This is a genomic window from Leisingera sp. M527 (assembly GCF_025141525.1).
Lineage (GTDB): Bacteria > Pseudomonadota > Alphaproteobacteria > Rhodobacterales > Rhodobacteraceae > Leisingera.
On sequence record NZ_CP081037.1, the window covers coordinates 3,808,032 to 3,834,514 of the forward strand.

The window sequence follows — 26,483 nt, forward strand, 5'->3', positions numbered from 1 at the left end:
AAACAGCAGGGGCGTTGACCATAGCGTTTCATTCGAGCAACACAGAAGCTTGTCGCACATTCAATGCTAGTTACATTGGCATCCCTCAGAACAACACCTGCACACCACTTGGATCCAGTTGTGCCGCGTGCGGCTGAGCGGCCATTTCCAAGGGCTCGTCCAATGCGGGTTCAGCAAGAACCTCTCCGGGTAAAACCGGTTGGGCTGCCAGTTCGACACCCAGCCCCAATGGCAAAGGAAGACCACCCAATCCCAGATCAAGGTCCAGCACGATCCCATTTTCGGGAACCACATTTACACCAAAACTGCTGGAAGACGTCTCGCCCTCTCCACCCGGTGCTTGCAGCGTAGTTTCGACATTGATCGTAGCGGCCCCCAAGTCCCCGGAGGCCGGCGCGATTGTCAATTGTGACAAATCCCAGCCCGTGACGTCCAGCTCCCCTCCGGCAGGGATGCCTGCATTCCCATCCGAACTGATCACCCAATTGTCCGGAACATCGGTCAATTTGACCGAAAGCAATGCGGACGTTCCGGTGTCGATGTCCACGATGAACCCAGCATCATCATCATCTTCGATGGTACCGGCCGGGCTGGGCGTCACCAGGCTGAAATCTGTCTCTCCAGGCCCGCGCCACTCCAGCGTCATCTCTGCGTCGCCATTCAGGTCGAGGTGATGAATGACAATTTCATGCTCACCTGCGCCCATGTTGCAGGCTCCGATCTGCACGGTGGCAAGTCCCTCAACCGCATTGATAACCACAGGATCCCCATCGATCCACATGACAACAGTATCACCGCTGGTCAGCCGAAACTCATAGTTGCCCGGATCATCAACTTGGATACGACCGGTGACCCGGGTTGCAAACACATCGGCTGATGCTGCATCAAAAAACGAAAACGGGGTGCTCGGGAAATCAATGGTCTCGGTATAGAAATCCCCTAGCGGATCACTGCCAAAATCGACACCCAGGATACCTAGCACCCCATCCGCAACTGCGATCTGTTCCACATGGAAACTGGTGCTCACTGTCACAGCAGCCGGCGGGACAGCAACATCCCCGACCGTCAGGCTGAAGGTCTCGCTGCTGCTCAGCCCGCCCGGATCGGTGGCCGTGACCGTCACCGGGACCGAAGGCTCCGCCTCATGGTCCAGGCTGATGCCGTCCTTCAGCTTCAGCACCCCGCCCGAGACCTCAAACCGCGCATCATCCACCGTATAGGTCAGCGCATCGCCCTCCGGATCGCTGGCCGAGACCGCGCCGACCGCCGCCCCCGCCGCGTTTTCCGCAACCGTAGTATTGTCCAGCACTGGCGCGCCCGGGGCCGTGTTGACAGAAGGATCGCTGGGATCCGGATCCGTTGGTATCGGGTCAACTGGGTCAGGATCCGTTGGCGTCGGATCCACTGGGTCCGGATCCACTGGGTCAGGATCCGTTGGTGTCGGGTCCACAGGGTCAGGATCCGTTGGCGTCGGGTCCACAGGGTCAGGATCCGTAGGCGTCGGGTCAACTGGGTCCGGATCCGTTGGTGTCGGGTCAACTGGGTCCGGATCCGTTGGTGTCGGGTCAACTGGGTCAGGATCCGTTGGTGACGGGTCAACTGGGTCCGGATCCTGCGGTGTGCCAGGCTTACCGGTTCGACCCCCGGCAGGAGGCGCAGGAGAAAACAGGGCCTGTGGCCCGGCATCACTGCTTTGAAAGGCGTCGGCATTGGCGGACGGTTCGGCAATTGATGCTGGCAATGCGGCTTGCTGTAAATCCGGCGTTGCCGTCGTATCCCCTCCACGAATGGTAGAAAGCGCGGCGGGCAGCCGTCCTTGATCCGGCAAAGCTAAGGAAGGATCTTCTAAACCGTCGGCTTCAGCTGGCTTTTGCGCAGCACGGCCTGGTTGACTACCGGCTTTTTGCGGCAGCACATCCCAGTCATCGCCCTGGGCTTTGTCCATTCCAGGGTAGTCCATAGCACCGCGATGCAAAAGTGACTGACGCTCTCCATTACCGGTGCCATCCCCCTCACCGAACTTTGGCGCCGTATTTGCCGCTTTCGTACGCAATTCACGCTCTGTTTCCTGAACCCGGACCCCAATCGGCTCAGCACTGAAATTTCCGGCACCTCCTGTGCCAAACGGATTATCCGCAGCCATCTAAAACTGCCCGGCAGAACATTACCATTTCACTCAACAAGTATCCCGGGCAGCGGCCTGCAACGTCCGGCAACCCTGATGCTTTCCTGTACATTAATAGCACTCAACTCCACCATAAGGCGAATGATCCGTCTGTAAATCTGCACCTAAATTGTAGCCGCCCTTGCTCAGCCGTTTACGCGGGATAAAGAGAAGACCCGCAATATTCAATCTATAGTAGTGTTTGTGTTTAAGGAGTAAATATGTCGGGGACAGGCCAGTCCAGCACTGCCGCCTTGCGGCCGGGTGTTTTGAAACTCGATCCCGATTCGATTCTTTCAGCGATCATCATCAATCTTCTGACACTCGCCTTACCTGTTGCGATGCTTCTGGTTTTCGGCCGGGTCATTCCCAATCAATCTTAGGACACTCTGTTCGGGATTTTTCTGGCCCTGATTGCCGTCTTGCTGATCGACTTTGTGCTGAAGGCTGCGCGCGCCCATTACGTGCTGGAAACCGTACGGCATGAAGGGGAACGGGCAGGCGAAACCTTGTCCGATGCCCTGTTTGAAGGCGCTCCCGGCGCGTTGGAGCAGATGGGGCAGGAAGCCGCTGTTGAACGTCTGATGGGGGTGCTGGGCCTGCGCCACGCTGTGAAAGAGCAGATCGTCAAAATGTCGGTAGATCTGGTGTTTTCCGTACTTTTTCTGCTGGTTATTGCCGCAATGGGCGGCTGGCTGGTGGCGGCTCCGCTCACCGTGACAGCCGGGCTGTTGCTGACGGTTGCCCTGCTGCGGCCGCCCTACCGGACAGCTTCGCAGCTGCAGCGGGAATACGACAAACGCAGGCTGTCATTCCTGCAGGAGATCCTGCAGCGGGCACAGCTGATCAAGCTGCTTGGCCTGGAGCATCAGATGCTGCGCCGGTATGAGCTGCTTCATGCCAGTGCCTCTGCGTCCGGGGAAAAAATCATCCGGGTGAGCAACGCCGGACAGGCTGCAGCCAGTGCCGGCTCCCAGATCGCAACAGTCCTGACCTGCGCCCTGGGAGGGCTGCTTGCCATACAAGGCAGCCTGTCAGTTGCAGAACTGGCTGCCAGCATGCTGCTGACCGGACGTGCCGTGCAGCCGGTCATCCAGCTGACATTTCTAAGTGCCGTCAAGGATGACGACAGGGCACGAACCTCCGGGCTGGCCAAGGTGGCTGCAGTGAAGAAAGCCGCCGCAGCGCCGGTGCGTGTCCCGGTGACCGGGGCGATCACCGTGAAAGGCTTATCTCTGGACCGGCCCGGGAAAAACGGCAGCTGGTTCCGCAATATCAGTTTTTCGGCGGCACCCGGGCAGCTGATTGCCATTGAAGGCGGTGTCCAGTGCTGCTCGGGGACGTTCCTGCGGATCCTTGCCGGCGAAGTCCCGGCCAGCAGCGGAACGGTTTATCTGGACGGGCCCGGATATCTTGACCCGGATGCCGCCAACTCCCCGCCAGGCCTGGTGTTCGAGCCGCGGCAGCTTGCGCTGACGGATGGCGAAATTCTGGAGAACCTCACCCTCTTCGACCCCCAGCGGCACACCAAAGCCCTGCAGGCCGCAGCCTTGAAACTTGGTGTCAGCAGCCAGCTCGCCCAGCTTCCCAACGGGGTGCACAGCCAAGTTGCGCGCAATGGCCAAGGCGCCGGCAGCCCGGGGTTTTTCAGGCGCCTGGCGCTGGCAAGAACATTTGCGCAGCAACCCGCAATTCTGTTGCTTGAAGATCCCTTTGCCGACTTGGACCCGGACGGGGTGCGGGCGCTCGAAGCGCTGCTGCTGTCCTTGCAAGGCAAGACAACCTGTGTGCTGACCCGGGCCGCCCCGGCAATTCTGGATGCTGCCAATACGACCATCCGGCTCAGCTCTGAAACCGCTGCATCCAGCGGCACGCGATGACCCGGCAAGGCGGAGATCTGATATGAACAGTATCAACACCGGCTTTGGGCAGCTGGACGGCACCCGGGTGCAGGGGCCGCACAGCAGTGTTCTTAAGTGGGCGGCAAGCAGGCAGCTGCAGGCAGAACCGGCGCGTGCCGCAGAACTGCTGACGGCCTTGCTGCGGTTTGGCGGCTGGGACGCGATGGAGGCACAGGTGCGCGCGGCACTGCCGCACGGGCGCAGCAGTTTTGACGGCTGGGATTTATGCGACGCGCTGATTGCCTTGCGGGTGCCGTACCTGCGCCAGGATGGCCGTGCCGCGCAAGGTCCGGCAGAATCGGGGATCAGCCTTTACATCCGCCGGGATGGCAGCTTTCGCCTGGCCAGCCCTGCGTCAGGGCGGGCAATGGCAGGCCCGGATGAAACCCGGCTGTCATTGCTTCCGGCGTCGGATGCCAGCCGCCGGCCGGCAGCGCAAAGCACTGCGGCGCTCCTCAAGGGGCTGCAAGACCATGTCTGGTCGCTGCTGTTTGCCTCTTCTGCCATCAACCTGGCCGGACTGCTGACCCCGATTTTTGTCGTTCTGGTCTACAACCGCGCAATTCCGGCGGGCGCACCGGGGGTAATCACTGTGCTGGCCGCCGGGCTTTTTCTGGCCCTCGCTACAGAGCTTGCCATCCGCTGGATCCGCAGCCGCGCCCTGGTCAGCCTGGCAGCACAGCTGGAGCACCGGCTGAGCCTTGCATTGCTGGAAAAACTGATGGTCTTCCCAAGCGCCTTGCAGCAGCAATCGGCCTCGCAACAGCAGCGGGCCCGGCTCAAGCAGTTCGAGACCGTCAGGGATGCACTGGTGGGTCCGCTGATGCAGGTCGCCCTCGACGCTCCATTTGTGGTGATTTTCGGCGCGCTCCTGTTCTATATTGCGCCGCCTGTCGGTTTCGCGGCCCTGGCTGCGGCGCTTGCACAAGTGGCGTTCCTTGCTGCTTTCGCACCGCATTTGCGCCGTCAGGAAGTGATTGCAAACGATGCCGCACGCGATTGGCGGAAGCTGTGCGAAACCGTCGTCAGCCAGCGCTGGCATTTGCGGCGCCTGCATAGCGCCAAACCCTGGAGGCAACGCTTCCACGCCTCCCTTGCCAATGCGCTGAACGCGTCCATGCGGCAGCAGTTCCTGATCGAGCTTTCAGCCCATGCCTCCCAGTTTCTCATCCTGCTGGCCGGGGTGGCCGGCGGGCTGCTGGCAACCAGAATGGCAATCCAGGGGGAGCTGACCATTGGCGGCTTCGTCGCAATTCTGGTGATGATTTGGCGGTTCCTGTCCCCGGTCCAGTCGCTGGCCCGGGCGACGGGCCAGGCGCTGGCCGTCCGGCAAAGCTTGCGGGACATCGACAAAGTTCTGGCCCAGCCAGAGGAAATGCGCCGCGAAGTGGCCCCCCGCACCGCACCGCCGGTGGCAGCACCGGTGGTGGTGGAACAGGCTGCTCTGCGGTTCGGCGGCAGCGGCGACCTGGCCCTGGCCGGCGCAAGCCTGAGCTTGCACAGCGGCACCATAACCGTTCTGTCCGGCGCCAATATGTCAGGCCAGACACTGCTGGCGGAAATCTTGCCGGGATTGCACCAGCTTGCGGCCGGACGGGTTCTGTTCAAAGGCACCGACCAGCGGCAGATTCCGGTGGACGACCTTCGCGGCGCAATCGCCTTTGCGCCTCAAGAACCAGCCTTCGTCTATGGCACGATCTGGCAGAATTTTGAATTTGCCCTGCCGGGCGCGTCGCAGCGGGAGGTTCTGGACGTTCTGGAGGAAGCAGGGGTCCGCAGCGAAATCGAAGCCCTGCCGGACGGCATGAACACCCGCCTGACAGTCGAAGCCAGCGGCCGCCTGCAGCAAGAACTGCTTCAAGGCATGTCGCTTGCCCGTGCGCTGCTGCAAGCCGGACCGATCCGTATCTTCGATCAGCCCTGCGAAGGGCTGGACCCCGAACATGCCAAACGGATCCGCGCCGCCATTGCCCGGCGGCGTGCAAGCAGCACCACGCTGCTGATTTCAAACCGGCCCGGGGATCTTGCGCTAGGGGACAGTTTCACAGTGCTGCACCGCGGGCGAACGGTGCTGAACGGCAAGGGCCGCAAAGGGCGCGACAAGGCCAGCGCGTTTTTGAACGGCTCCCTGACCGGCGGATAGAGGCAAGGAGAGAGTGATGGAGCAGGAAACAACAGCCCTTTGGACCCCCAGCCTGGACGAGGCCAAGAAACGAGGGCTGAATGTGATCCACAAACCGGTCACCGGAACATCCCGCCGGGTGGCGCGCATTCTGTTTGCGGCGCTGGCGGCTGCAACGGCCTGGGGCTGGTACGCGGAACTGCCGGAACTGACCTATGCCAAAGGCCGGCTGGTGCCGTCGTCAAACCCGCGCCCGGTCGAGCATCCCGACGGCGGCGTCCTGGACGAAATCCTGGTGCGGGAGGGACGTTTTGTCGAGGCGGGCACCCCCGTGGCCCGGCTGTCCGCCAACCTGCTGACAGAAGAACAGGGCCGGCTCAATGTCCGTGAAGCTGCCCTGTCACGCGACACCGCCCGTTTGCAGTCTGTTATTTCGGTGATCAGCGGCACACTTTCCAGCAGTGCCGCCCGCGGCCAGCTGGAACCGGGCCACAGGCTGCTGGCCCAGCTGGATGCGTTTGAGGCCAGCCGCGCCCGCCACCGGGCCAGGATTTCGGAGCTGGAGCGGGCGCTTGAAATCCGCCAGCAAATCCTGGGAAACGCCCGCCGCCGCGAAGAAACCTTTGCGATCGAGCAATCCGCTGCCCTTGCGCTGCATGGCAAGGGGCTGCTCAGCACCACCGCGATGAGCCGGCTGAGCGCGCAGCAGCTTGAGATCGAAGGCGACCGGCTGCGGGCCTTTGCGGCACTGGCGGATGGTGAACGCAACCTGCACGAAGCCCGCCGCCAGGAACAGGAATTCGTGGCAGGTATCAAGGACACGCTGATGTCTGAACTGGAAACAGAAGAAGAAGAGCTTGCCTTGGTTTTACAGGCCTCGGCTGACAATGCCGCCCGGCAGCAGCGGCTGACCATCCTGTCCTCGGTGCCCGGGATTGTGCAAAAGCTGCATTTCAGCGGACCCGGCGAGGTGGTTGCCCCCGGGGAACCCATCGCCGAGATCCTGCCGACCCAGGACAGGCTGATTGCCGAGGTTGAGATCCAGCCTCAGGACATTGGCCACGTTGCAATTGGCGATCCGGTGGAGCTGAAATCCACCACGTTTGATGCCAGGCAATACGGCGTGCAGGCGGGTGAAGTCTTTGAAATATCGCCGAACTCCCGCCTGAACGAGCGTAATGAGGCGTATTTTGACGTCCGGATCGCGCTTATTGATGAAACCGCCGATGCAGAGAATCTAAGCAGCCGCCTGTCCGCCGGCATGGAAGTGAACGCGGCCATCCGGACCGGCGAGCGCACGGTTCTGGACTATATCCTGTCCCCAATCGCCGATCCGATCAACCGCGCCTTTCACGAACGCTGAGCGGCGGCCGCCGTTGCCCCGGCCGGTGCGCCAAACAGCACAAAGGCAGCCGCCCGTTGCGGACGGCTGCCTTGTTCTGACCAGCCTCGTTCAGATCACCGATCTTGCGGCTGCCATCAGCGCATGATGCAGCGAGGCTGCAGAGGAACGCGGGCCGATGATCGAATACTGCTGCCCCGGAACATGGCACAGCATGAAGACGCCGAGATGCTCCATCGAGGTGCGCACCGCACTCCCCGCTTTTGCGCCGCGGATATCAGCATTGCACAGCCGCTCCAGCACATCAGAACAGCGCGCGCCTTCCAGGTCGAAGCGGCACCAGCCGTCGGTCTGCTCCACCACGGAACCGGCCTCGCCGACGGCCAGTTTCAGCTCACCCGCCAGCAGCTCGTGGCTGTCATGCGGGGCTGAGACCATCCACAGATCCGGCCCCATCCACCAGGCAGAGAACACACCGGTTTCAGCCCAGCCAGCCGGGTCTGGCAACGCACCACCCAAATATGCCGCAGCCGTAGATTTCACCGCCTCCTCCTGCCCCTGGCGCGCCGCCAGGGAGGCCAGCGCCCGGTCCGTGACCTCGTGGATCAACAGACCGGTGAAATTATCCGCCCGCGGCTCATACCCGCCCAGCGGAGAGATGGCTTTCAGGCCATGATTATCGAACTTACCCACGAAGACGCTCCCCTTCCGGATCCACAAAATGCGCGCTGACAACTTCGACCCGGGTTTCGCGGCCTTCCAGCGGGTTGACCGCGCGGATCACCTCGCCCTTACGCGCGTCGCCGCTTTTGAGGAAACCGATCCCGATCGAACATCCCAGCACCGGCGAATAGGCGGCAGAGGTGATGTAACCCTGATCGGTGGCCGCGCTGACTTCGCCATCAGCGTTCATCAAATGCGACCCGGCCGGCACCGGATCGGCGGCATTCACCGGCTTGAAACCGACCAGCTTCAGCGCATCTTCCCGGTTCATGCCTTCGCGCTCGCTCAAGGTATTGCCGATACAGTCCTTCTTCTTGCTGACCATCCGTCCCATGCCAAGGTTCAGCGCCGAAGTCGTCCCGTTCAGCTCGTTGCCAGCCGCATGACCCTTCTCGATCCGCATCACGCCCAGCGCCTCGGTGCCATAAGGAACGGCGCCGAACTCCTCGCCCGCTTCCATCAGCTTGCGGATCATCGCATCGCCGTACCGGGTCGGAACCGCGATCTCATAGGCCAGCTCGCCCGAGAAGGAGATCCGGAACAGCCGCGCCCGGCAGCCGCCCGCCACGGTGACTTCCCCGCAGCCCATAAAGGGAAACGCCTCGTTCGAGAGGTCGAATTCGGGGTCCACGACCTTTTGCAGCAGCTTGCGGGCATTCGGACCGGCCACCGCGAACTGTGCCCAGGCCTCGGTGGTCGAGATCAGCTGCACATCCATGTCAGGGAACAGGCACTGGCGCGCAAATTCCATGTTGCGGTAGACCAGAACTGCGTTGGCGGTGGTGGTGGTGACCACGAAATGATCCTCGGCAAAGCGCGCGGCGGTGCCGTCATCGTAGGCGATACCGTCCTCGCGCAGCATCAGCCCGTAGCGGACCTTGCCCACCGGCAGCTTGGCGAATGCATTGGCGTACATCTTGTTCAGGAACGCCGCCGCATCCTTGCCCTGGACATCGATCTTGCCCAGCGTGGTCACATCGCAGATGCCGACCGAGTTGCGGGTCTGCAGCACCTCGCGGTCCACCGACTGGCGCCAATGGGTTTCACCCGCCTTGGGGAACCACTGGGCGCGCAGCCACTGGCCGACTTCGACAAATTCCGCGCCCTGCTCCTCCGCCCATTTGTGGCTGGGGGTCTTGCGGGTGGGGCGGAATTCCTCACCCACCGAGCGGCCTGCCATCACGCCAAAGGACACCGGCGTATAGGGCGGGCGGAACATGGTGGTGCCGACCTCGGGGATCTGCTTGCCCGCCAGTTCCGCCATGATCGCCAGGCCGCCCATGTTGGAGGTCTTGCCCTGATCGGTCGCCATACCAAGGGTGGTGTAGCGCTTCAGATGCTCGACCGAGCGGAAGTTTTCCTGATGCGCCAGTTTCACGTCTTTGACGGTAACGTCGTTCTGCTGGTCCAGCCAGGCGCGGCCCTTGCCTTCCTTGACATACCAGAAGGGGGTCACGTTGATGGGCGCATCCTCGGTCTCGGGCAGATCTGCCGGTTTGGCCTCAATCCCCAGTTCCGACAGCGCCGCCACGGCGCCCTCGGCACCGGCGCGCAGCGCGGCAGCGGTGGAGAAATCGCCGTTTGCAGCACCGGCCACAGACATGTTTTGCGGCAGTGTCCCCGCGGGGACAAAGGCGGCAATGTCTTCACGCCAGGCCGGGCGGCCGCGCTGGTGGCAGGTCAGATGCACGTTCGGGTTCCAGCCGCCGGAGACCGCCAGCGCGCCGCAAGGCACGTCGCGGGTGGTTCCATTGGCCAAACGCAGCTGCACCATTTCCAGGCCCAGCCGGCCCTTGGTATCGACCACCTGCGCACCGGCAAACAGCTCGGCGCCGTCAACCTTGGGCGCATCGGCGCGGGTGTCGATCACCGCGGCCACATTCACACCTTTGGCGATCAGGTCCGCCGCGGTGCGGTGGCCGTCGTCATTGTTGGTGAAGACCGCAACACTCTGATCCGGCGTCACCGCCCAGCGGTTGGCATAGGCACGCACGGCCCCCGCCAGCATCACGCCCGGACGGTCGTTGTTTTCAAACGCGATGGGGCGTTCAGTGGAACCCGCCGCCAGCATCGCCCGCTTGGAGTAGATCCGCCACAGGATCTGCCGCGGCTTGCCCGCTTCCGGCGCCAGCACGTGGTCGGAAACCCGCTCCACCGCGCCATAGATACCGTGATCGAAGGCACCGATGATGGTGGTACGCGGCATCACCCGCACATTGTCCATCGCGGCCAGTTCAGCCTGCACCTGCGCCACCCAGGCAGTGCCGGTCAGATCACCAATGCCAAAGCTTTCGGCATTCAGCCGCCCGCCCAGCAGGAAATCCTCGTCGGCAATGATCACCTGCGCCCCGGCCCGGCCAGCGGTCAACGCCGCCATCAGGCCGGTAGGGCCGGAGCCGATCACCAGCAGGTCGCAATGCAGGAAACCCTTGTCATAAGCGTCCGGATCGTCCTCAAAGCTGATGCTTCCCAGACCCGCGGCCTTGCGGATGATGGGTTCGTACAGCTTCTCCCAGAACGCAGCCGGCCACATGAAGGTTTTGTAGTAAAATCCAGCCGTCAGGAAGTTCGAAAACCTGTCGTTGATCGCCATGAAGTCATGCTGCAAGGACGGCCAGCGGTTCTGCGAGTTTGCTTCCAGCCCCTCGTACAGCTCAGCTGTGGTGGCGCGGGTGTTCGGCTCCTGCCGCCCGCCGCTGCGCAGCTCAACCAGCGCGTTGGGCTCTTCGGAACCCGCGGTCAGCACGCCCCGCGGACGGTGGTATTTAAACGAGCGGCCCATCAGGCGCACGCCGTTTGCCAGCAGGGCCGAGGCCAGCGTGTCGCCCTCAAACCCTTTGTAGCGTTTACCGTCAAAAGAGAAGGTCAGCGTCTTGCTACCCTTGATCAGCCCGCCGTCCAGACGGTTCACTTGGCTACCCTTGCGGGCACCGGTGCTGCCGTCGGCCTGAAAGGCCACGCGGCCGGCGTTCATTACTGCATCAGTCATTTGCTGCGCCCCCTTGCCCGGGCCACATCGCGGGCCAGCTCAACGTTCAGGATTTCATGGGTCACGGTGTTGCGGGTCACCACCAGCCAGGAGCGGTCGCCCTGCTCGTGGAACCACAGCTCGCGGTGTTCGCCCGCCGGATTGTCGCGCAGGTACAGGTAATCGTGAAACTGGTTCGCCGCGTCTTCGGCCTGCCAGTCAGGCCGGTCGATCAGGCTGGCGTCGCCCAGATAGGTGAATTCCTGCGAGTCGCGCGGCCCGAGGATCGGATGGGTAATAATCATCGTCTGGTCCTTTCCTCAGTGCAGGTTCGGCTGGGCGCCCTGGCCCTTTTCATCAATCATGCAGCCGCGGCGGAACCGGTCGAGCCGGTATTCCGCGGCCACCTTGTGCGGCGTGTCCGTTGCCAGCAGATGCGCGTAACACCAGCCCGAGGCCGGGGTCGCCTTGAACCCGCCGTAGCACCAGCCGCCGTTGAAATAGAGCCCGTCCACATGGGTCTTGTCGATGTAGGGAGAGCCGTCCATCGACATATCCATGATGCCGCCCCAGCTGCGCAGCATCCGCACCCGGCCTAAGCTGGGGATCAGCGCCATGCCGCCTTCCATCACGTCCTCGACAACCGGCAGGTTACCGCGCTGCGCATAGGAATTGTACATGTCCAGATCGCCGCCAAAGACCAGGCCGCCCTTGTCGGACTGGCTGCAGTAAAAATGACCCGCGCCAAAGGTGATGACCCCGTCCAGCACCGGCTTCAGCCCTTCAGAGACAAAGGCCTGCAGCACGTGGCTTTCGATCGGCAGGCGCATGCCCGCCTTCTCCATCACCCGGCTGGATGAGCCGGCGACGCAGCTTGCCACCTTGTTGGCGCCGATGAAGCCCTTGGAGGTTTCCACACCCAGGCACTTACCGTTCTCGATCTTGAAGCCGGTGACTTCGCAGTTCTGGATGATGTCGACGCCGCGCAGATCCGCCCCGCGGGCATAACCCCAGGCCACCGCATCATGGCGCACGGTGCCGCCGCGGCGGTGCAACAGGCCGCCCTTGATCGGGAAACGCGCATTGTTGAAGTTCAAGAACGGGTACATCGCCCGCACACCGTCCACATCCAGCAGCTCCGCGTCGGATCCGTTCAGGATCATCGCATTGCCCCGGCGCCGCGCCGCATCACGCTGTGCGTCCGAATGCACAAGGTTCAGAATGCCGCGCTGGCTGACCATGGCGTTGTAGTTGAAGTCCTGCTCCAGCCCTTCCCACAGCTTCAGCGACAGCTCGTAAAACGGCTCATTGCCGTCCAGCAGATAGTTGGAACGGATGATGGTGGTGTTGCGGCCCACATTGCCGCCGCCGATCCAGCCCTTCTCGATCACTGCAACATTGGTTAGCCCATGGTTCTTGGCGAGGTAATAGGCCGTCGCCAGCCCGTGGCCGCCGCCGCCGATGATCACCACATCGTAGCTTTTCTTAGGTTCCGGATCGCGCCAGGTCGGGCGCCATCCCTTGTGGCCCGTCAGGGCCTCCTTAATTACTTTCAGGCCGGAGTACCGCATGATGTCCTCATCAACTGTCCCCGACAGATTTGTTGAGAAATGCGGCAATTCACAGTGTGATTTCGGACATCAGCGGCGCCATATGCGTCAGAAACAGAATATCACCAATGCGGCTGCAGCATTCCCTCCGCAATGAGAAATGCACCAGCATTGATTTAACTATCTGAAATTAAACAATATATTTGAAATTCGGCAGAGCGGCGTCACGATTCCAGAATACGCGCGGTTTGCGTCACCCATCCCGGTATCCGCGCCAAATGCGTCAGAAGCGATTCACTCAGACAGGTCGATCTCATCCAGTTCGTTCAGCAGGTCCAACAGCGCCTCATAGCGGTCCTCACCCATCTTCTGACGGGTCCGGTTCATCAGCGCGAGGCTCGCCTCAATGTTGCCGGCGATGACCTTCTCCCCCTCCGGTGCGATCTGCACCACCTGGCGGCGGCGGTCTTCCTTGTCGCGCTCCCGGGTAATCAGCTGCTTTTCCTCAAGTTTCTGCAAGATCCGCGTCAGGCTGGGCAGCAGCAGGCAGGCCAGCTCGGCAATCTGGGTCGGATCAATCGGCCCGCTTTCCTGCACCACCCGCAGGACACGCCATTGCTGTTCGGTCAGACCGGCGCCGCTCAGCAGCGCACGGATCGGTCCCATCACACGCTCCCGCGCCCTGAGAAGGGCAATCGGCAGCGAACGGTCGGTAGAGGGCATCATCCTGGTCATGCCCGATTATCACCCCGCTTCCGGCTAAACGCAATTGCCGCTTGGGTTTCTTATGCTTGACTCACGGCAGTGCATTTGCTACACATGTTAAGTAATTCAGAAAAGGTAGCTGACATGCCGCACATCACGCTGGACTACTCGGCCAACATGGAGGCGCGCACCGATATCGCCGCCCTGTGCACCCACCTGCGGCAGGCTGCAGCGGCCACCGGCGTGTTCCCTCTGGCGGGCCTCCGGGTGCGGGCCTTTACGGCCAATCATGTCTCAATCGCCGACGGTGATCCGCAGCATGGATACATCGACATCTCCATCCGGCTGCGGGCCGGCCGCGATCTGGAAACCCGCAAACGCGCCGCCCAGACGGTGTTTGACGCGGCCCGCACCTTCCTCGAACCGGCGATGCAGCAGCATTCCATCGCGCTGTCGCTGGAGATGCGCAATATCGACCCTGAGCTTTCCCCAAAATGCGGCACCATCCGCGACCACATGCAAAAGGCGGACCAGTGATGAGCGATCTGACCTCCAACATCGAAACGCTGAACGGCCATCTGGCCCGCTACCGCGAGGCCGGAATTCAGAACCTGATCGGTGGTGAAAGCCGCCCTGCAATTTCTGGCGCCAGTTTTGAAACAACCTCACCGGTGGATGAAAGCCTGATCTGCTCCGTCGCCAAAGGCGGTGCCGAGGATATTGATGCAGCCGCAAAAGCCGCCAAGGAGGCTTTCCCGGCTTGGCGCGACATGCCGGCGCTTGAGCGCAAGAAGATCCTGCACCGCATCGCCGATCTGATTGTCGAACGCGCCGGGGAAATCGCGCTGTGCGAATGCTGGGACACCGGCCAAGCCTTGCGCTTCATGTCCAAGGCAGCGCTGCGCGGCGCCGAGAACTTCCGCTTTTTCGCCGACAAGGCCACCGCCGCCCGCGACGGCCAGCAGCTGCAATCGCCGACGCTGATGAATGTCACCACCCGCGTGCCGATCGGCCCGGTGGGCGTGATCACCCCCTGGAACACGCCCTTCATGCTGTCGACCTGGAAGATCGCGCCCGCGCTGGCGGCCGGCTGTACAGTGGTCCATAAACCGGCTGAGTTCTCCCCCCTCACCGCCCGCATCCTAGCCGAAATCGCCCATGAGGCCGGCCTGCCGCCGGGCGTCTGGAACCTGGTCAACGGCTTTGGCGAAGACGCCGGCAAGGCGCTCACCGAACACAAGGACATCAAAGCCATCGCCTTTGTCGGCGAGAGCAAAACCGGCTCGATGATTATGAAACAGGGTGCCGACACCCTGAAACGGGTGCATTTCGAACTGGGTGGCAAGAACCCGGTGGTGGTCTTTGACGATGCCGATCTCGACCGCGCGCTGGATGCGGCCATCTTCATGATCTATTCGCTGAATGGCGAGCGCTGCACCTCTTCCTCGCGCCTTTTGGTGCAGGACAGCATCGCCGATGGTTTTGAATCCAAGCTGATCAAGCGCGTCAACAGCATCAAAGTCGGCCACCCGCTGGATCCCGCCACTGAAGTCGGCCCGCTGATCCACAAGGTGCATTTCGACAAGGTGACCTCCTATTTCGAGACCGCCAAACAGGACGGCGCCACCATCGCCGCAGGCGGCACCCGCGCCGGAGACAAGGGCTGGTTCGTCCGCCCCACCCTGTTCACGGGTGCCACCAACGACATGGCCATCGCGCAGGAGGAGATCTTTGGTCCGGTCCTCACCGCGATCCGATTCAAAGACGAAGATGAGGCTCTGACACTGGCCAATGATACTCAATACGGGCTGACGGGCTATGTCTGGACCAACGACCTGACCCGCGCCCTGCGCTTCACAGGCGCGCTAGAGGCGGGGATGATCTGGGTGAACTCGGAAAACGTGCGCCACCTGCCAACCCCCTTTGGCGGCGTCAAATCAAGCGGCATCGGCCGCGACGGCGGCGACTGGAGTTTCGAGTTCTACATGGAACAAAAACACATCGGCTTTGCCCTCGGCCACCACAAGATACCGCGCCTCGGCGCCTGACCCGTGCTTCTTTCTGGTCTCAAACACCCCGGGGAGCGCGAGGGGCCGGCCCCTCGCTCCCGCCCGTTACTGCAAGTGAAAGGTTCAAACCATGCCCGTCCCCGCCCCGAACCTCTATCCGCCTTTTAACATCGTGCGGCTGTCCCATGTGGAATATGCCGTGACCGACCTCGCCGCCTCCCGCGCCTTCTATGTGGACACGCTCGGCCTGCAGGTCACGCATGAGGACGACAGCCGCATCTACCTGCGTGCGATGGAAGAACGCGGCCACCACTGCATCGTGCTGGTCAAGGCAGACACGGCCTCCGTAGGCGTATTGGGCTTCAAGCTCTATGACAAACCGGACCTGGACAAAGCAGCCGAATTCTTCGCCTCCAAGGACCTGCCGGTTGAGTGGGTGGACCGCCCTCATATGGGCCGCACTTTACGTACCCGCGATCCTTGGGGCATCCCGCTGGAGTTCTATGTGAAAATGGACCGGCTGGAACCGATACATCAGAAATACAGGCTCTATAACGGGGTAAAACCGCTGCGCATTGACCATTTCAACATGTTCTCAGCGGATGTGGATGCCTCGGTCGCCTTCTATAACGAGATCGGCTTCCGCGTGACTGAGTTCACCGAGGATGACGACAGCGGCAAGATCTGGGCCGCCTGGATGCACCGCAAGGGCGGCGTGCATGACGTCGCCTTCACCAATGGCCTCGGCCCCCGCCTGCACCACACCGCCTTCTGGGTGCCGAACCCTTTGAACATCATCGACCTGCTCGATTTAATGTCGACCTCCGGCTATGTGGACAACATTGAGCGCGGCCCGGGCCGCCACGGCATCTCCAACGCCTTCTTCCTCTATGTGCGCGACCCCGACGGCCACCGGATTGAGATCTACTGCTCCGACTACCAGACCGTCGACCCGGATCTGGAGCCGATCAAATGGTCGCTCACCGATCCGCAACGCCAGACCCTCTGGGGCGCCCCGGCACCGCGCAGCTGGTTTGAGGAAGGCTCGGTGTTTGAAGGCACCACCCCCAAGCCAAGCGCCTTGAATGCCCAGCCGATTATTGCACCCTGATGAAAAGGATCGCACCCGGCCCCTAGCCGGGCACACTCCCATAAGAACAAGGTAAGAAAAATGAAATGGGATGACTTCTCCGAATGGGGCCGCAAGGTCGCGGATTGGACGCAGGACTACCACCTGACCGTCGGCGACCGTCCGGTGCGGGCCCAAACCGAACCCGGCCAAGTGCTGAACGCCCTGCCCGAAACCCCGCCCGAGGATGGCGAAGGGATGGAGGCAATCTTCCGCGATTTCGAGGACATCGTGATGCCCGGCATCACCCATTGGCAGCACCCGCGCTTCTTTGCCTATTTCACCTCCAACGCAGCAGCGCCTTCAGTGCTGGCGGAATTCCTCACCTCCGCCATCGCACCGCAATGCATGCTGTGGCAGACCTCGCCCGCGGCGACCGAGATGGAAACCCGGATGATGGACTGGCTGCGCCTGGCGCTGGACCTCCCGGACCAGTTCCAGGGCGTGATCCAGGACTCCGCCTCCTCCGCCACCCTTGCTGCGGTGCTGACCATGCGGGAAAAGGCGCTGAACTGGCAGGGCAACAGCCAAGGCCTGTTCGGACAGAAATCCCTGCGCATCTACTGCTCGTCCGAGGTCCACACCTCCATCGACCGCGCCATCTGGGTCGCGGGCATCGGCCAGCAGAATCTGATCCGGGTTCCAATCAAGGGCGATTGGCGCGGCATGGACCCCGACGCACTGGAAGCCGCGATTGAGGCCGACCTCGCCGCAGGCCACCAGCCCGCCGGCGTGATCTTATGTGTCGGCGGCACCGGCACTGGCGCCACTGACCCCGTGGATCATGTGCTGGACGTGGTGGAAAAATACGGCCTCTACACCCATGTGGATGCGGCTTGGGCCGGCTCCGCCATGATCTGCCCGGAGTACCGCCACTACTGGCCAGGGGTAGAGCGCGCCGACAGCATCGTCTTCAACCCGCATAAATGGCTCGGCGTGCAGTTCGACTGCTCCGCCCATTTCCTGAAAAACCCGGATGATCTGGTGCAAACCCTTGCAATCAGCCCGGAATACCTGAAGACCCACGGTAAAGACGGGATCATCAACTATTCGGAATGGTCAGTCCCCCTGGGCCGCCGCTTCCGCGCGCTCAAGATCTGGTTCCTGATCCGCACCTATGGCCTCGAAGGCCTGCGCCAGCGCCTGCGGAACCACGTGAACTGGTCCACTCAGTTGCACGAAAAGCTAAAGTTAGAGCCAGATTTTGAAATCGTGACCCCGCCGATGTGGTCGCTGTGGTCCTTCCGCTACGCCCCCGAGGGCGCCACGGATCTGGACGACCTGAACCTCGCGTTAGTGAATGCCATCAACGACGACGGCCGCATCTATCTGACCCAGACCCGCGTCGACGGCCAGTTGGTGATCCGCTTCCAGGCCGGCCAGTTTGAAACCACCGAAGCAGACGTGATGATGGGTTTTGACGTCATCACCGAAATCGCAAGGAACCTGCCATGACGCGCTTTGCCACCTACACCGCCGATGGCGAGGTTTTCTATGGCGCGGTGACAGACGCCGGCATGATCGCCCTGTCGCCGCAGTTCCCGGACTGGCCCACCCTGCGGGACGTCATAGCCGCCGAAGGTTTGCCCGCGCTGGCAAAGGTCGCCGCAGGCAAACCCGTCACCCACACGGACTTCACTTTTGAAATCCCGATCCCCAACCCGGAAAAGATCATCTGCGTCGGCGTCAACTTCCCGGACCGCAACGCGGAGTACAAGGACGGCTCATCCCAGCCCAAGCACATGTCCCTGTTCCCCCGCTTCCCGCGCTCCTTTACCGGCGCGGACCGCCCGCTGATCCGCCCGCCGGAGAACCACACGCTGGATTACGAGGGCGAAGTTGCCGTGGTAATCGGCAAACCAGGCCGCCGGATCAAGCCTGAGGATGCCTACGATCACATTGCGGCTCTAACATTGGCAAATGAGGGCACGATCCGCGACTGGGTGCGCCACGCCAAGTTTAATGTGACGCAAGGCAAGAACTGGGACAATTCCGGTTCGATCGGCCCGTGGATAGTGCCTTTCACCGACGCTGCCCAGCTGGATAGCGCCCGCATTGTCACCCGCGTAAACGGCGAGGTTCGCCAGGACGACACCCTCAGCCGGATGATGTTCCCGATCCGCGAGGAGATTGCTTATATCTCCACCTTCACCACCCTGCAGCCCGGCGACGTGATCATCACCGGCACCCCCACCGGCGCCGGCGCCCGTTTTGATCCGCCGAAATACCTGGTCCCCGGCGATGTGGTCGAGGTTGAGGTCGAAGGCATTGGCATACTGCGCAATACCGTTGAGGACGAGGCATGACGCCGGAGCAGCACCAGGAGGCCGCCAATCGTCTGTTCAAAGCCGAGCAAACCGGCCAGCAATGCGGCCTGCTCTCATTGGCCTATCCCGGCATGACGCTGGATGATGCCTATGCGGTGCAACAGGCTCTAATACAGCAGAAACTGGCGTCCAGGCGCAGGAAAATCGGTTGGAAAATCGGTCTTACCAGCCGCGCCATGCAGCAGGCGCTGAACATCACCACGCCGGACAGCGGTGTGCTGTTGGACGATATGCTCTTTGCAAATGGCGCCACAGTGCCAGCCGGCCGCTTCATCCAGCCGCGGATCGAGGCGGAGATCGCCTTTGTCATGAAATCCCCCCTCGCAGGCGCCGAGTGCACCCGCGGGGACGTGCTGGCCGCGACAGACTATGTAACGCCCTCGCTGGAGATCCTCGACACTCGCATCCTGCGCGCGGACCCGGCAACCGGCCAGGCCCGCATCATCACCGACACCATCAGCGACAACGCCGCCAATGCAGGCGTCGTGCTGGGGGCGGAGCGCCACGCAGTGGACGGCCACGACCTGCGCTGGGTTGGTGCCATCGCCGCCCGCAACGGCACGGTCGAGGAAACCGGCCTTGGCGCCGGCGTTCTGAATGATCCCCTCACCTCGGTCTTATGGCTGGCCCGGCGGATGGCCGAATATGGACAACAGATCGAAGCCGGGGATATCGTGCTCTCAGGCTCTTTCATCCGCCCCATCGAATGCCCGCCGGGCACGGAAGTCACCGCAGATTTCGGCCCCTTCGGTTCCGTATCCATCAATTTCGCCTGACAGGAGGCCCCGCCCATGCCCGCGCCCAAGAACACCTTCAAACAGGCTCTATCACAGGGCAAACGCCAGATCGGCTGCTGGATGAGCTTTGCCGACGGCCAGATCGCCGAGATCATGGGCACCTGCGGCTTCGACTGGCTGGTGATCGACGGCGAACATGCGCCCAACGACATCCGCTCGATCCGCGACCAGCTGATGGCGCTGGCAGCCTCACCCAGCCATCCCGTGGTGCGGGTGCCAATTGGCGAGACCTGGATGATTAAGCAAGTGCTGGATGCCGGCGCGCAAACAGTGCTGGTGCCGATCGTCGAAAGCGCCGATCAGGCCCGCGAGCTGGTCCGTGCCTGCCGCTACCCGCCCCGGGGACTGCGCGGTGTCGGAGCCACGGCAGCGCGGGCAACCATGTTCGGTTCGGTCAGCGAGTACATCCAGACCGCTGATCAGGAGATCTGCCTGCTGGTACAGGTTGAAAACCACGCTGGGATCGAAGCGCTGGACGAGATCCTGCTGATCAAGGGCATCGATGGTGTTTTCATCGGCCCGGCGGATTTGTCCACCGACATGGGCCACCAGGGCAACTCCGCCCATCCCGAAGTGCGCGCGGTGATTGCCAATGCGATCAAGCGGATCAAGGCCGCAGGCCTGGCGCCTGGCATCCTCGGCACCACGGATGAAGCCACTCAGTCCTACGCAGACATGGGGGCACAATTTCTGGCCGTCGGCATCGACGTGATGGTGCTTGCCCGCAATGCCCGCGATCTGGCCGCACGCTGGAAGGCAGAGTAACACAGCCCTTCAGACCTTCAAAAGCGAAGCACTCCCGTGCCCGCCCGCCGCCCTGGCAAAGCCAGAGCACCGGCAGCGGCCTTGGGCGTGGCACCGCGCCATGCGCGGTGCCACGCCCAACGGGAGGAAGGCATTTTCAATGTCTGACGACGGGCGGGAGCATCTCCTGTGCCGCCATCGCAGCACCCGGGTCAGCGCAGCACCATATCCTCGGGCCAGTTAAGCGTGGTGTCCAACCGGATGGTCCGGCTCTGCCCCGCCTCAAGCTCCATGTCCCAGGCCAGTATGCCGCGCTGCTTTTCGACGTTTTCTGCCGTAGGCTGCGGTTTCGCACTCCACTCGATCTCCAGATCATCCTGCTGCGAATAGGGCACCCGGTCCAAAACACGCAAAGGCCAGTCCTGCCCTGTCAGGTTCTCCACCATGATCTCGACCTTCTGCACCTGCGCGTTGCTGCGCGAGATCAGCCCCTGTTCCCCCTCGCTCTGCCGCAGCACATCACGGCGCAGCTGCAAGCCTTCGATCGGGCCGAATCCCGCCTTCATCTCCGCTCCCGGTGCCAGCCCGGCAAAATTCTCGACAGTGATCAGCTTGCCGTCAACGAAACGCGGCACCTCATCCGAGGCCAGCAGCTGCTCGCCGAAACTGTTGGTGAATTTCACCACCCGGTAAGCGGTTTCATCCCGCGAAGGCACCGCCACCGCGGTCAATTCAGCCGCAGCAGACAGGCTATCCATTTCCAGCCGGAGCAAGTCCGCGCCGGAAGCAATCGAAACCGGCAGCTCAAACCTGTAGGTCGCAGCCGCACCGCCCAGGTCAACTCCCCATCCGCCACGGGCATCCTGCGCAAAGGCTGGCGCCTCAAGCGCCGGCTCGGCAAATGCAGACATTTCCGCCACGTCCAGACCAAGTGATTTCCGAGCGCGGGGTGGCTCTGGTTCTTCAATCCGGCGCAGCCACGGGTTCACAGCCGACGGGCTGCCCTGACCGAATGGCACCGCAGTTGACAGTGTCAGCGCTACGTCCTGCCAATTCTCGCCGGTATTCTGCACCAGCGTAACCGCGCGTTTCAGGGTAACCTCAGCCGCATCCCCAGTGCTGAGATGCATTTCATAAGACGGCTGCCAGCCGATATTACCGCCCCCGGCGGTGAAATAGCTAAGCCTTACCGTGCCTTCGCCCGCCTGTTCTGCCTTAACATCCACCGCGATGTACAGCCGGTCCCTGTCCTCCAGCGCGATGGCCGCCAGCGCCGTGCGGGCCGCTGCCAGGTCTTCGTCCAGCGCTTCCAGACGCAGCTCAATCCGGCGTGCCCCGGCTTCAGCTTCCACCGCTGTCTGGCTCGCCTTACCGGCCTCCAGGGAGATCATCCGCGCAATTTCACTCAAAGCCGATGCATCCGCCTGAGCCAGGCCCTCATTGCCGCCAAGCTGCTGCAGGAACCCGATTGATGCCTCTGCTGCCCGTACTCCGGCGCGGGCGCCCGCAGCCTCATCCCGGACCGAAGCAACCTGAGCCTCCAGATCGCGGATCCGTGCTTCGGCGGCCTCGACCTCCGGGTCGTCCGCATCCCGCGGCGGCACGTAGTCCTCGCGCAACAAAGTGGCGATGCGGCGGGCGCCGGTGATTTCAACCTGCAGAGTCTCCAGCAGCGCAGACTTCGGCACATTCTGCAGGATCAGCCGGTGCCGTCCTTCAGGCAGCGTAACCGCAGCGCGCCGGGTCACCTCGGCCAGGCCGGGATAAAGGGTCACTTCGGACACCCGGCTGCTGACAGAAATGGTATCGGCCGCTACAGCGGATGCGGCAGCCTGAACAAATGAACAAACGGCAAAAGCCATCAAGGAAAATCTCATTGGCATCTCTCAATCAATCAAGTGGCGGGCCGGAACTGCCCGCCTGATGCCAAACCTACCCTTCAGTCTGCGGCGTGGCCAGCACGCTCAGGCACCATGCGCGGCGGCCTGCTGCGGCTGCGACGGGCCAAAGCGCAGCTCCAATTCATCTGTGTCGATCCCCAGATCCTCGCAGGAGGAGATCGCCGCCAGGCTCAACGCGTCATAGACCCACAGATCCCCGCCACGCATCCGCAAACAGATACCCTTGCGGCGCAGGCCCCGGCACAGGGTGAACCAGTCGCTGGAGGCGGAAAAATCCGCCGCCAGCTGCTGCCGCAACTCTGCCGCGGATGCGCAATTCAGCTTGGGCTGCGACGGAACAGCCGCCATGGCGCCAAAAGGCAGAGTTGCGGAAACGGGGGCGGAGCGGCTGAAATCCTGCAGTGCGATCATGGCTTTGGTCCTTAGGTCTGCTGTTGTTCCTGTCTCCCTCAACCTACCGGAGCGGCCTGCCGCCGGGCAGCCGTGCAAAAGAAAAGGGGCCGCCTCTTGCGAAGCAGCCCCCTCACCAAAAGGATATAAGGCTTAGCCTTTTTTCAGAACCTCACGGCCCAGGAGCTCGGCTATCTGCACCGCGTTCAGGGCCGCGCCCTTGCGCAGGTTGTCCGACACGCACCACAGGTTCAGGCCGTTCTCGATGGTCGAGTCCTGGCGGATCCGGCTGATGAAAGTGGCGAAATCGCCCACACATTCGATCGGGGTCACGTAGCCGCCGGCTTCCCGCTTGTCGATCACCATGACGCCCGGCGCCTCGCGCAGGATGTCGCGGGCCTCGTCCTCGTCCAGGAACTCTTCGAACTCGATGTTCACGGCTTCCGAGTGGCCGACAAACACCGGCACGCGGACGCAGGTTGCGGTGACCTTAATCGCCGGATCGACGATTTTCTTGGTCTCCACCACCATCTTCCACTCTTCTTTGGTGGTGCCGTCTTCCATGAACACGTCGATCTGCGGGATGACGTTAAACGCGATCTGCTTCTGAAATTTGTTCGGCGGCACATCAGAGGTCGGATTATAGATCGACTTGGTCTGGTCCCACAGCTCGTCGGCGCCCTCTTTGCCGGCACCGGATACCGACTGATAGGTCGAGACGACAACGCGCTTGATCTTGGCGCGGTCATGCAGCGGCTTCAGCGCCACAACCATCTGCGCGGTCGAGCAGTTGGGGTTGGCGATGATGTTTTTCTTGGCGTAACCGTGAATCGCTTCCGGGTTCACCTCGGGCACGATCAGCGGAATCTCCGGATCATAGCGGTAGAGCGACGAGTTATCGATCACAGTGCAGCCTGCGGCCGCTGCCTTGGGCGCGTAATCCTTGGTCGCGGCGGACCCCACGGCAAACAGCGCCATGTCCCAGCCGGTGAAATCAAAGGTGTCCAGATCCTGGGTCTTCAGTGTCTTATCGCCAAAGCTGACTTCAGTGCCGAGAGATTTGCGGCTGGCCAGCACAGCGATCTCATCCACAGGGAACTGGCGCTCGGCCAGGATGTTCAGCATTTCGCGGCCCACGTTGCCAGTGGCGCCAACGACGACGATGCGGTAACCCATTTGTCTGTTTCTCCAGTAATACCCGGCCCCATGGCCGGCGCCGGAGTGATAATCCCTCTGGGGACAAGTTTAAAGTCCCGGATCAGTCCATGCTGTCCCGGCTGAACAGATAAATTGCGCATCCTAACGCCAGACAGACCAAAAAGAAGGCGAAAATCCCCGTATAGGGCAAAGATGGGTCCGCTCCGGCCATTTCCACATGGATACGGCCAGTGGCAAACTGCATGATTCCCGCGCCTCCGATGCCAAACAGGTTGAGCAGGGTAACGCCCCGCCCGGCCAGATGCGGCGGCACAAAGGCCCGGCCATGCGCCATGATTACCGGGAAAGAGGCGCCAAAGAACCCGACCACCGCCATCATCGCAACGGGCACCCAGACCGGCGCGCCCGCCGCCAGGATCAGCCCGCCCAGTGCAGCACAGCTTAAAACATTGCCGCCCAGGATTACCCATTTGCGGCTGCCCAGCACCCGGTCCAGCGGCCCATAGGCAAAGGTGCCGGCAATCATTGCCGCCCCCATCACCAGTGTCGCCAGCCCCACAGCTTGGGTGCTGAGCCCGTAAAGGTCATTCAGATACGGCCCGATCCACAGCCCCCGCAGCGCGCCGGAGGGCGCATAGGACACCAGCATCAGCGGAAAGATTGCCCACATCACCGGCATCTTCAGCAGATCCAGCACCGATCCCTTGTGCTCGCCATCCGGCTTTTCCGGGTCTGAAACGGTCAGGAAAATTCCCGCCGCCACCGCCACGGAAACCACTGCCAGTCCCGCCAGCGTCTCCCGCCAGCCGAACAGGTCCACCGCCAGCGCCGTCGGGTAAGAGGCCACCAGATTGCCGGCCGATCCCACCCCCAGCATCAGCGCCGCCAGGGTTGCAAAGCGTGCAGGCGGGTACTGGCGCGCAAAGATGTAATATGAGGCCATCAGCACCGGCGAACAGCCGATACCGATCAGAAACATCGCGATACTGACATGCAAGGGGCCGGTGGCCGCGGCAAACAGCGCCGCTCCGCCGCCACCGCCCAAAAGCAGCAGCAGCGCCGCGGTCCGGCGCGGCCCTGCCTGGTCCAACGCCCAGCCCACCGGCAGCTGCATAGCCGCAAAGGACAGGAACCACATGCCCGAGGCAAAGGCGAGATCATCCGGCGCCGCCCCGATATCCTGTGCCAGCACGCTGGACAGCACCGCCAGGAACGCACGGAAAAACTGGCTCAGTACATAAGCCAGGCACAATAAGACCAATCCTGCCTGCATTTCCCGTCCCCCGGTTTGCCGTTTCCGCGGCACAGCTTGCATGTTTGGCCCCGGCACACAATTCGTTTAGGTAGGAACAGCAGGTCACTGGCACTGGATACTGGGGCGGGAACGGAATGACGACAGACACTTTCTATTCCAGCCTGGCAAGCACCCGGTCTTTCGACAGCCTTGCCGCGCCAGAGGCCTTTGTGCCGCTGCCGCCGGACTGGCACCTGTGCTGCACCGATATCGTGAACTCCACCGGGCTGGCGGCTGCAGGCCGCTACAAAACGGTCAACATGATCGGCGCCGCGGTGATCGCCGCCATGCGCAACGCGCTTGAGTGCGAGGCCTTCCCCTATGTTTTCGGCGGTGACGGCGCCTCCTTTGCGGTGCCGCCGCGGCACAAGGACACCGCCAAACAGGTGCTGGCAGGTCTGCGCAGCTGGACTGAAGCGGAATTCGGTGTCAGCCTGCGGGCTGCGATGCTGCCGATGGGCTGGATCCGTGCCGAGGGGCTGGACGTCCGGATTGCCCGCTATGCCGTGTCGGAACACGCGGATTTCGCCATGTTCAACGGCGGCGGCCTGGCCTGGGCCGAGGCGCAGATGAAGGCCGGCGCCTTCGAAGTGCCCGCCGCCCCGCACGCCGCCCCCCCGGACCTCAACGGCCTGTCCTGCCGCTGGAGCAACACTCCGGCGCGCAATGGCATTATCCTGTCGGTGGTTGCCCAGCCCGCGCCGGGCACCAGCCAGCGGGCCTTTGCCCGGCTCTCGGCAGAATTGCTGGATCTGGCCTCCGAACTTGCGGAAAACGGCCACCCGGTGCCCGATTCCGGTCCCAAACTGCGCTTTCCACCCTCCGGCCTGGCTTTGGAAGCCCAGGCGTCCCGCGGTAAATTGCCGGTGATTTTGCGGAAGTTTTATCTTTTCTCACACAGCCTCTTTGCCGGGCTGATCTTCGCCTTGAAACGCCCCGTGGGCGCCTTTGACCCGGTGCATTACCTGTCGGTTCTCAAAGCCCATTCCGATTTTCGCAAATTTGATGACGGGCTGAAGATGACACTGGATTGCACGCCGGCCATCAGCACCCGGATCCGCGACCGCCTGCAACAGGCCGCCGGGGCGGGGCTGGTGCATTTCGGCCTGCACGAACAGGACGCCGCCATGGTCACCTGCATCGTGCCCTCGCCGGTTGAGGACGACCACGTCCACTTTGTCGATGGGGCCGGCGGCGGCTATACGCAAGCAGCCGCCAATCTGGCGGCTGCTTTTGGTGGCGGCAAAAATCCGGGATGA

22 protein-coding genes are annotated in these 26,483 nt (G+C 62.4%); 12 read left to right on the forward strand and 10 right to left on the reverse strand.

The genetic code is table 11. The features are described 5' to 3' along the window. Positions 1-85: 85 nt before the first annotated feature. Entirely contained in the window at positions 86-1,309 is a 1,224-nt protein-coding gene (locus tag K3555_RS18790) for a PA14 domain-containing protein (protein ID WP_260006618.1), read from the reverse strand. Between the two features lie 1,076 nt (positions 1,310-2,385). Between K3555_RS18790 and K3555_RS18795 the strand changes: the two genes are divergently transcribed. From K3555_RS18795 to K3555_RS18810, 4 genes are read left to right on the forward strand one after another with little or no spacing between them, the layout of a single operon-like run. Beyond that, a complete protein-coding gene (locus tag K3555_RS18795; RefSeq protein ID WP_260006619.1) occupies positions 2,386-2,547 on the forward strand; it encodes a hypothetical protein in 162 nt (53 codons plus the stop codon). Between the two features lie 39 nt (positions 2,548-2,586). Next, positions 2,587-4,044 (forward strand): ABC transporter transmembrane domain-containing protein, encoded by a 1,458-nt coding sequence (locus K3555_RS18800; protein ID WP_260006620.1) that lies wholly within the window; start codon positions 2,587-2,589, stop codon positions 4,042-4,044. 22 nt (positions 4,045-4,066) lie between these two features. Next, a complete protein-coding gene (locus K3555_RS18805; RefSeq protein WP_260006621.1) occupies positions 4,067-6,208 on the forward strand; it encodes an ABC transporter transmembrane domain-containing protein in 2,142 nt (713 codons plus the stop codon). 16 nt (positions 6,209-6,224) lie between these two features. Beyond that, complete coding sequence (locus K3555_RS18810; RefSeq protein WP_260006622.1) at positions 6,225-7,550, forward strand: HlyD family secretion protein; 1,326 nt, start codon at positions 6,225-6,227, stop codon at positions 7,548-7,550. 90 nt (positions 7,551-7,640) lie between these two features. On the opposite strand, the gene K3555_RS18815 is transcribed toward K3555_RS18810, so the two are convergent. The 5 genes from K3555_RS18815 to hpaR all read right to left on the reverse strand — a co-directional run bounded on the left by K3555_RS18815 (position 7,641) and on the right by hpaR (position 13,505). Then, positions 7,641-8,222, reverse strand: coding sequence for a sarcosine oxidase subunit gamma (locus K3555_RS18815; RefSeq protein WP_260006623.1), 582 nt, complete (start codon positions 8,220-8,222; stop codon positions 7,641-7,643). Further along, a complete protein-coding gene (locus K3555_RS18820) occupies positions 8,215-11,226 on the reverse strand; it encodes a sarcosine oxidase subunit alpha family protein (protein WP_260008561.1) in 3,012 nt (1,003 codons plus the stop codon). Before K3555_RS18820 ends, K3555_RS18815 begins: the two co-directional genes overlap by 8 nt. An 11-nt stretch (positions 11,227-11,237) precedes the next feature. Further along, the gene (locus K3555_RS18825) at positions 11,238-11,525 is read right to left on the reverse strand and encodes a sarcosine oxidase subunit delta (protein WP_260006624.1); all 288 of its coding nucleotides are present in this window, start codon (positions 11,523-11,525) and stop codon (positions 11,238-11,240) included. Between the two features lie 15 nt (positions 11,526-11,540). Next, a complete protein-coding gene (locus tag K3555_RS18830; protein WP_259988140.1) occupies positions 11,541-12,791 on the reverse strand; it encodes a sarcosine oxidase subunit beta family protein in 1,251 nt (416 codons plus the stop codon). Positions 12,792-13,064: 273 nt separating this feature from the next. Beyond that, positions 13,065-13,505: a homoprotocatechuate degradation operon regulator HpaR gene (gene hpaR / locus K3555_RS18835; protein WP_129372328.1), complete on the reverse strand. Its 441-nt coding sequence runs from the start codon at positions 13,503-13,505 to the stop codon at positions 13,065-13,067. Positions 13,506-13,619: 114 nt separating this feature from the next. On the opposite strand from hpaR, the gene K3555_RS18840 reads away from it, so the two are divergent. From K3555_RS18840 to K3555_RS18870, 7 genes are all read left to right on the forward strand, one after another. Next, positions 13,620-14,012, forward strand: coding sequence for a 5-carboxymethyl-2-hydroxymuconate Delta-isomerase (locus tag K3555_RS18840; protein WP_260006625.1), 393 nt, complete (start codon positions 13,620-13,622; stop codon positions 14,010-14,012). Then, complete coding sequence (gene hpaE, locus K3555_RS18845) at positions 14,012-15,523, forward strand: 5-carboxymethyl-2-hydroxymuconate semialdehyde dehydrogenase (protein WP_260006626.1); 1,512 nt, start codon at positions 14,012-14,014, stop codon at positions 15,521-15,523. The genes K3555_RS18840 and hpaE overlap by 1 nt, the downstream gene beginning before the upstream one ends. 91 nt (positions 15,524-15,614) lie before the next feature. Next, positions 15,615-16,595, forward strand: coding sequence for a 3,4-dihydroxyphenylacetate 2,3-dioxygenase (hpaD, locus tag K3555_RS18850; protein ID WP_260006627.1), 981 nt, complete (start codon positions 15,615-15,617; stop codon positions 16,593-16,595). Between the two features lie 60 nt (positions 16,596-16,655). Beyond that, positions 16,656-18,068: a pyridoxal-dependent decarboxylase gene (locus K3555_RS18855; RefSeq protein ID WP_260006628.1), complete on the forward strand. Its 1,413-nt coding sequence runs from the start codon at positions 16,656-16,658 to the stop codon at positions 18,066-18,068. Further along, positions 18,065-18,919 carry a fumarylacetoacetate hydrolase family protein gene (locus tag K3555_RS18860; RefSeq protein WP_260006629.1) on the forward strand — a complete coding sequence of 285 codons (855 nt, stop codon included), beginning with the start codon at positions 18,065-18,067 and terminating at the stop codon, positions 18,917-18,919. The genes K3555_RS18855 and K3555_RS18860 overlap by 4 nt, the downstream gene beginning before the upstream one ends. Next, entirely contained in the window at positions 18,916-19,716 is an 801-nt protein-coding gene (hpaH, locus tag K3555_RS18865; protein WP_260006630.1) for a 2-oxo-hept-4-ene-1,7-dioate hydratase, read from the forward strand. The genes K3555_RS18860 and hpaH overlap by 4 nt, the downstream gene beginning before the upstream one ends. A gap of 15 nt (positions 19,717-19,731) precedes the next feature. Further along, a complete protein-coding gene (locus K3555_RS18870; protein ID WP_260006632.1) occupies positions 19,732-20,502 on the forward strand; it encodes an HpcH/HpaI aldolase/citrate lyase family protein in 771 nt (256 codons plus the stop codon). Between the two features lie 191 nt (positions 20,503-20,693). On the opposite strand, the gene K3555_RS18875 is transcribed toward K3555_RS18870, so the two are convergent. The 4 genes from K3555_RS18875 to K3555_RS18890 all read right to left on the reverse strand — a co-directional run bounded on the left by K3555_RS18875 (position 20,694) and on the right by K3555_RS18890 (position 25,203). After that, positions 20,694-22,343 carry a DUF4139 domain-containing protein gene (locus K3555_RS18875; RefSeq protein ID WP_260006634.1) on the reverse strand — a complete coding sequence of 550 codons (1,650 nt, stop codon included), beginning with the start codon at positions 22,341-22,343 and terminating at the stop codon, positions 20,694-20,696. A gap of 102 nt (positions 22,344-22,445) precedes the next feature. Then, positions 22,446-22,793, reverse strand: coding sequence for a hypothetical protein (locus tag K3555_RS18880; protein ID WP_260006635.1), 348 nt, complete (start codon positions 22,791-22,793; stop codon positions 22,446-22,448). Positions 22,794-22,925: 132 nt separating this feature from the next. Then, positions 22,926-23,948: an aspartate-semialdehyde dehydrogenase gene (locus K3555_RS18885; protein WP_259988161.1), complete on the reverse strand. Its 1,023-nt coding sequence runs from the start codon at positions 23,946-23,948 to the stop codon at positions 22,926-22,928. 82 nt (positions 23,949-24,030) lie between these two features. Beyond that, positions 24,031-25,203, reverse strand: a complete 1,173-nt coding sequence (locus tag K3555_RS18890; RefSeq protein WP_259996511.1) for an MFS transporter — start codon at positions 25,201-25,203, stop codon at positions 24,031-24,033. A gap of 116 nt (positions 25,204-25,319) precedes the next feature. On the opposite strand from K3555_RS18890, the gene K3555_RS18895 reads away from it, so the two are divergent. Beyond that, positions 25,320-26,483: a DUF3095 domain-containing protein gene (locus K3555_RS18895; RefSeq protein WP_260006636.1), complete on the forward strand. Its 1,164-nt coding sequence runs from the start codon at positions 25,320-25,322 to the stop codon at positions 26,481-26,483.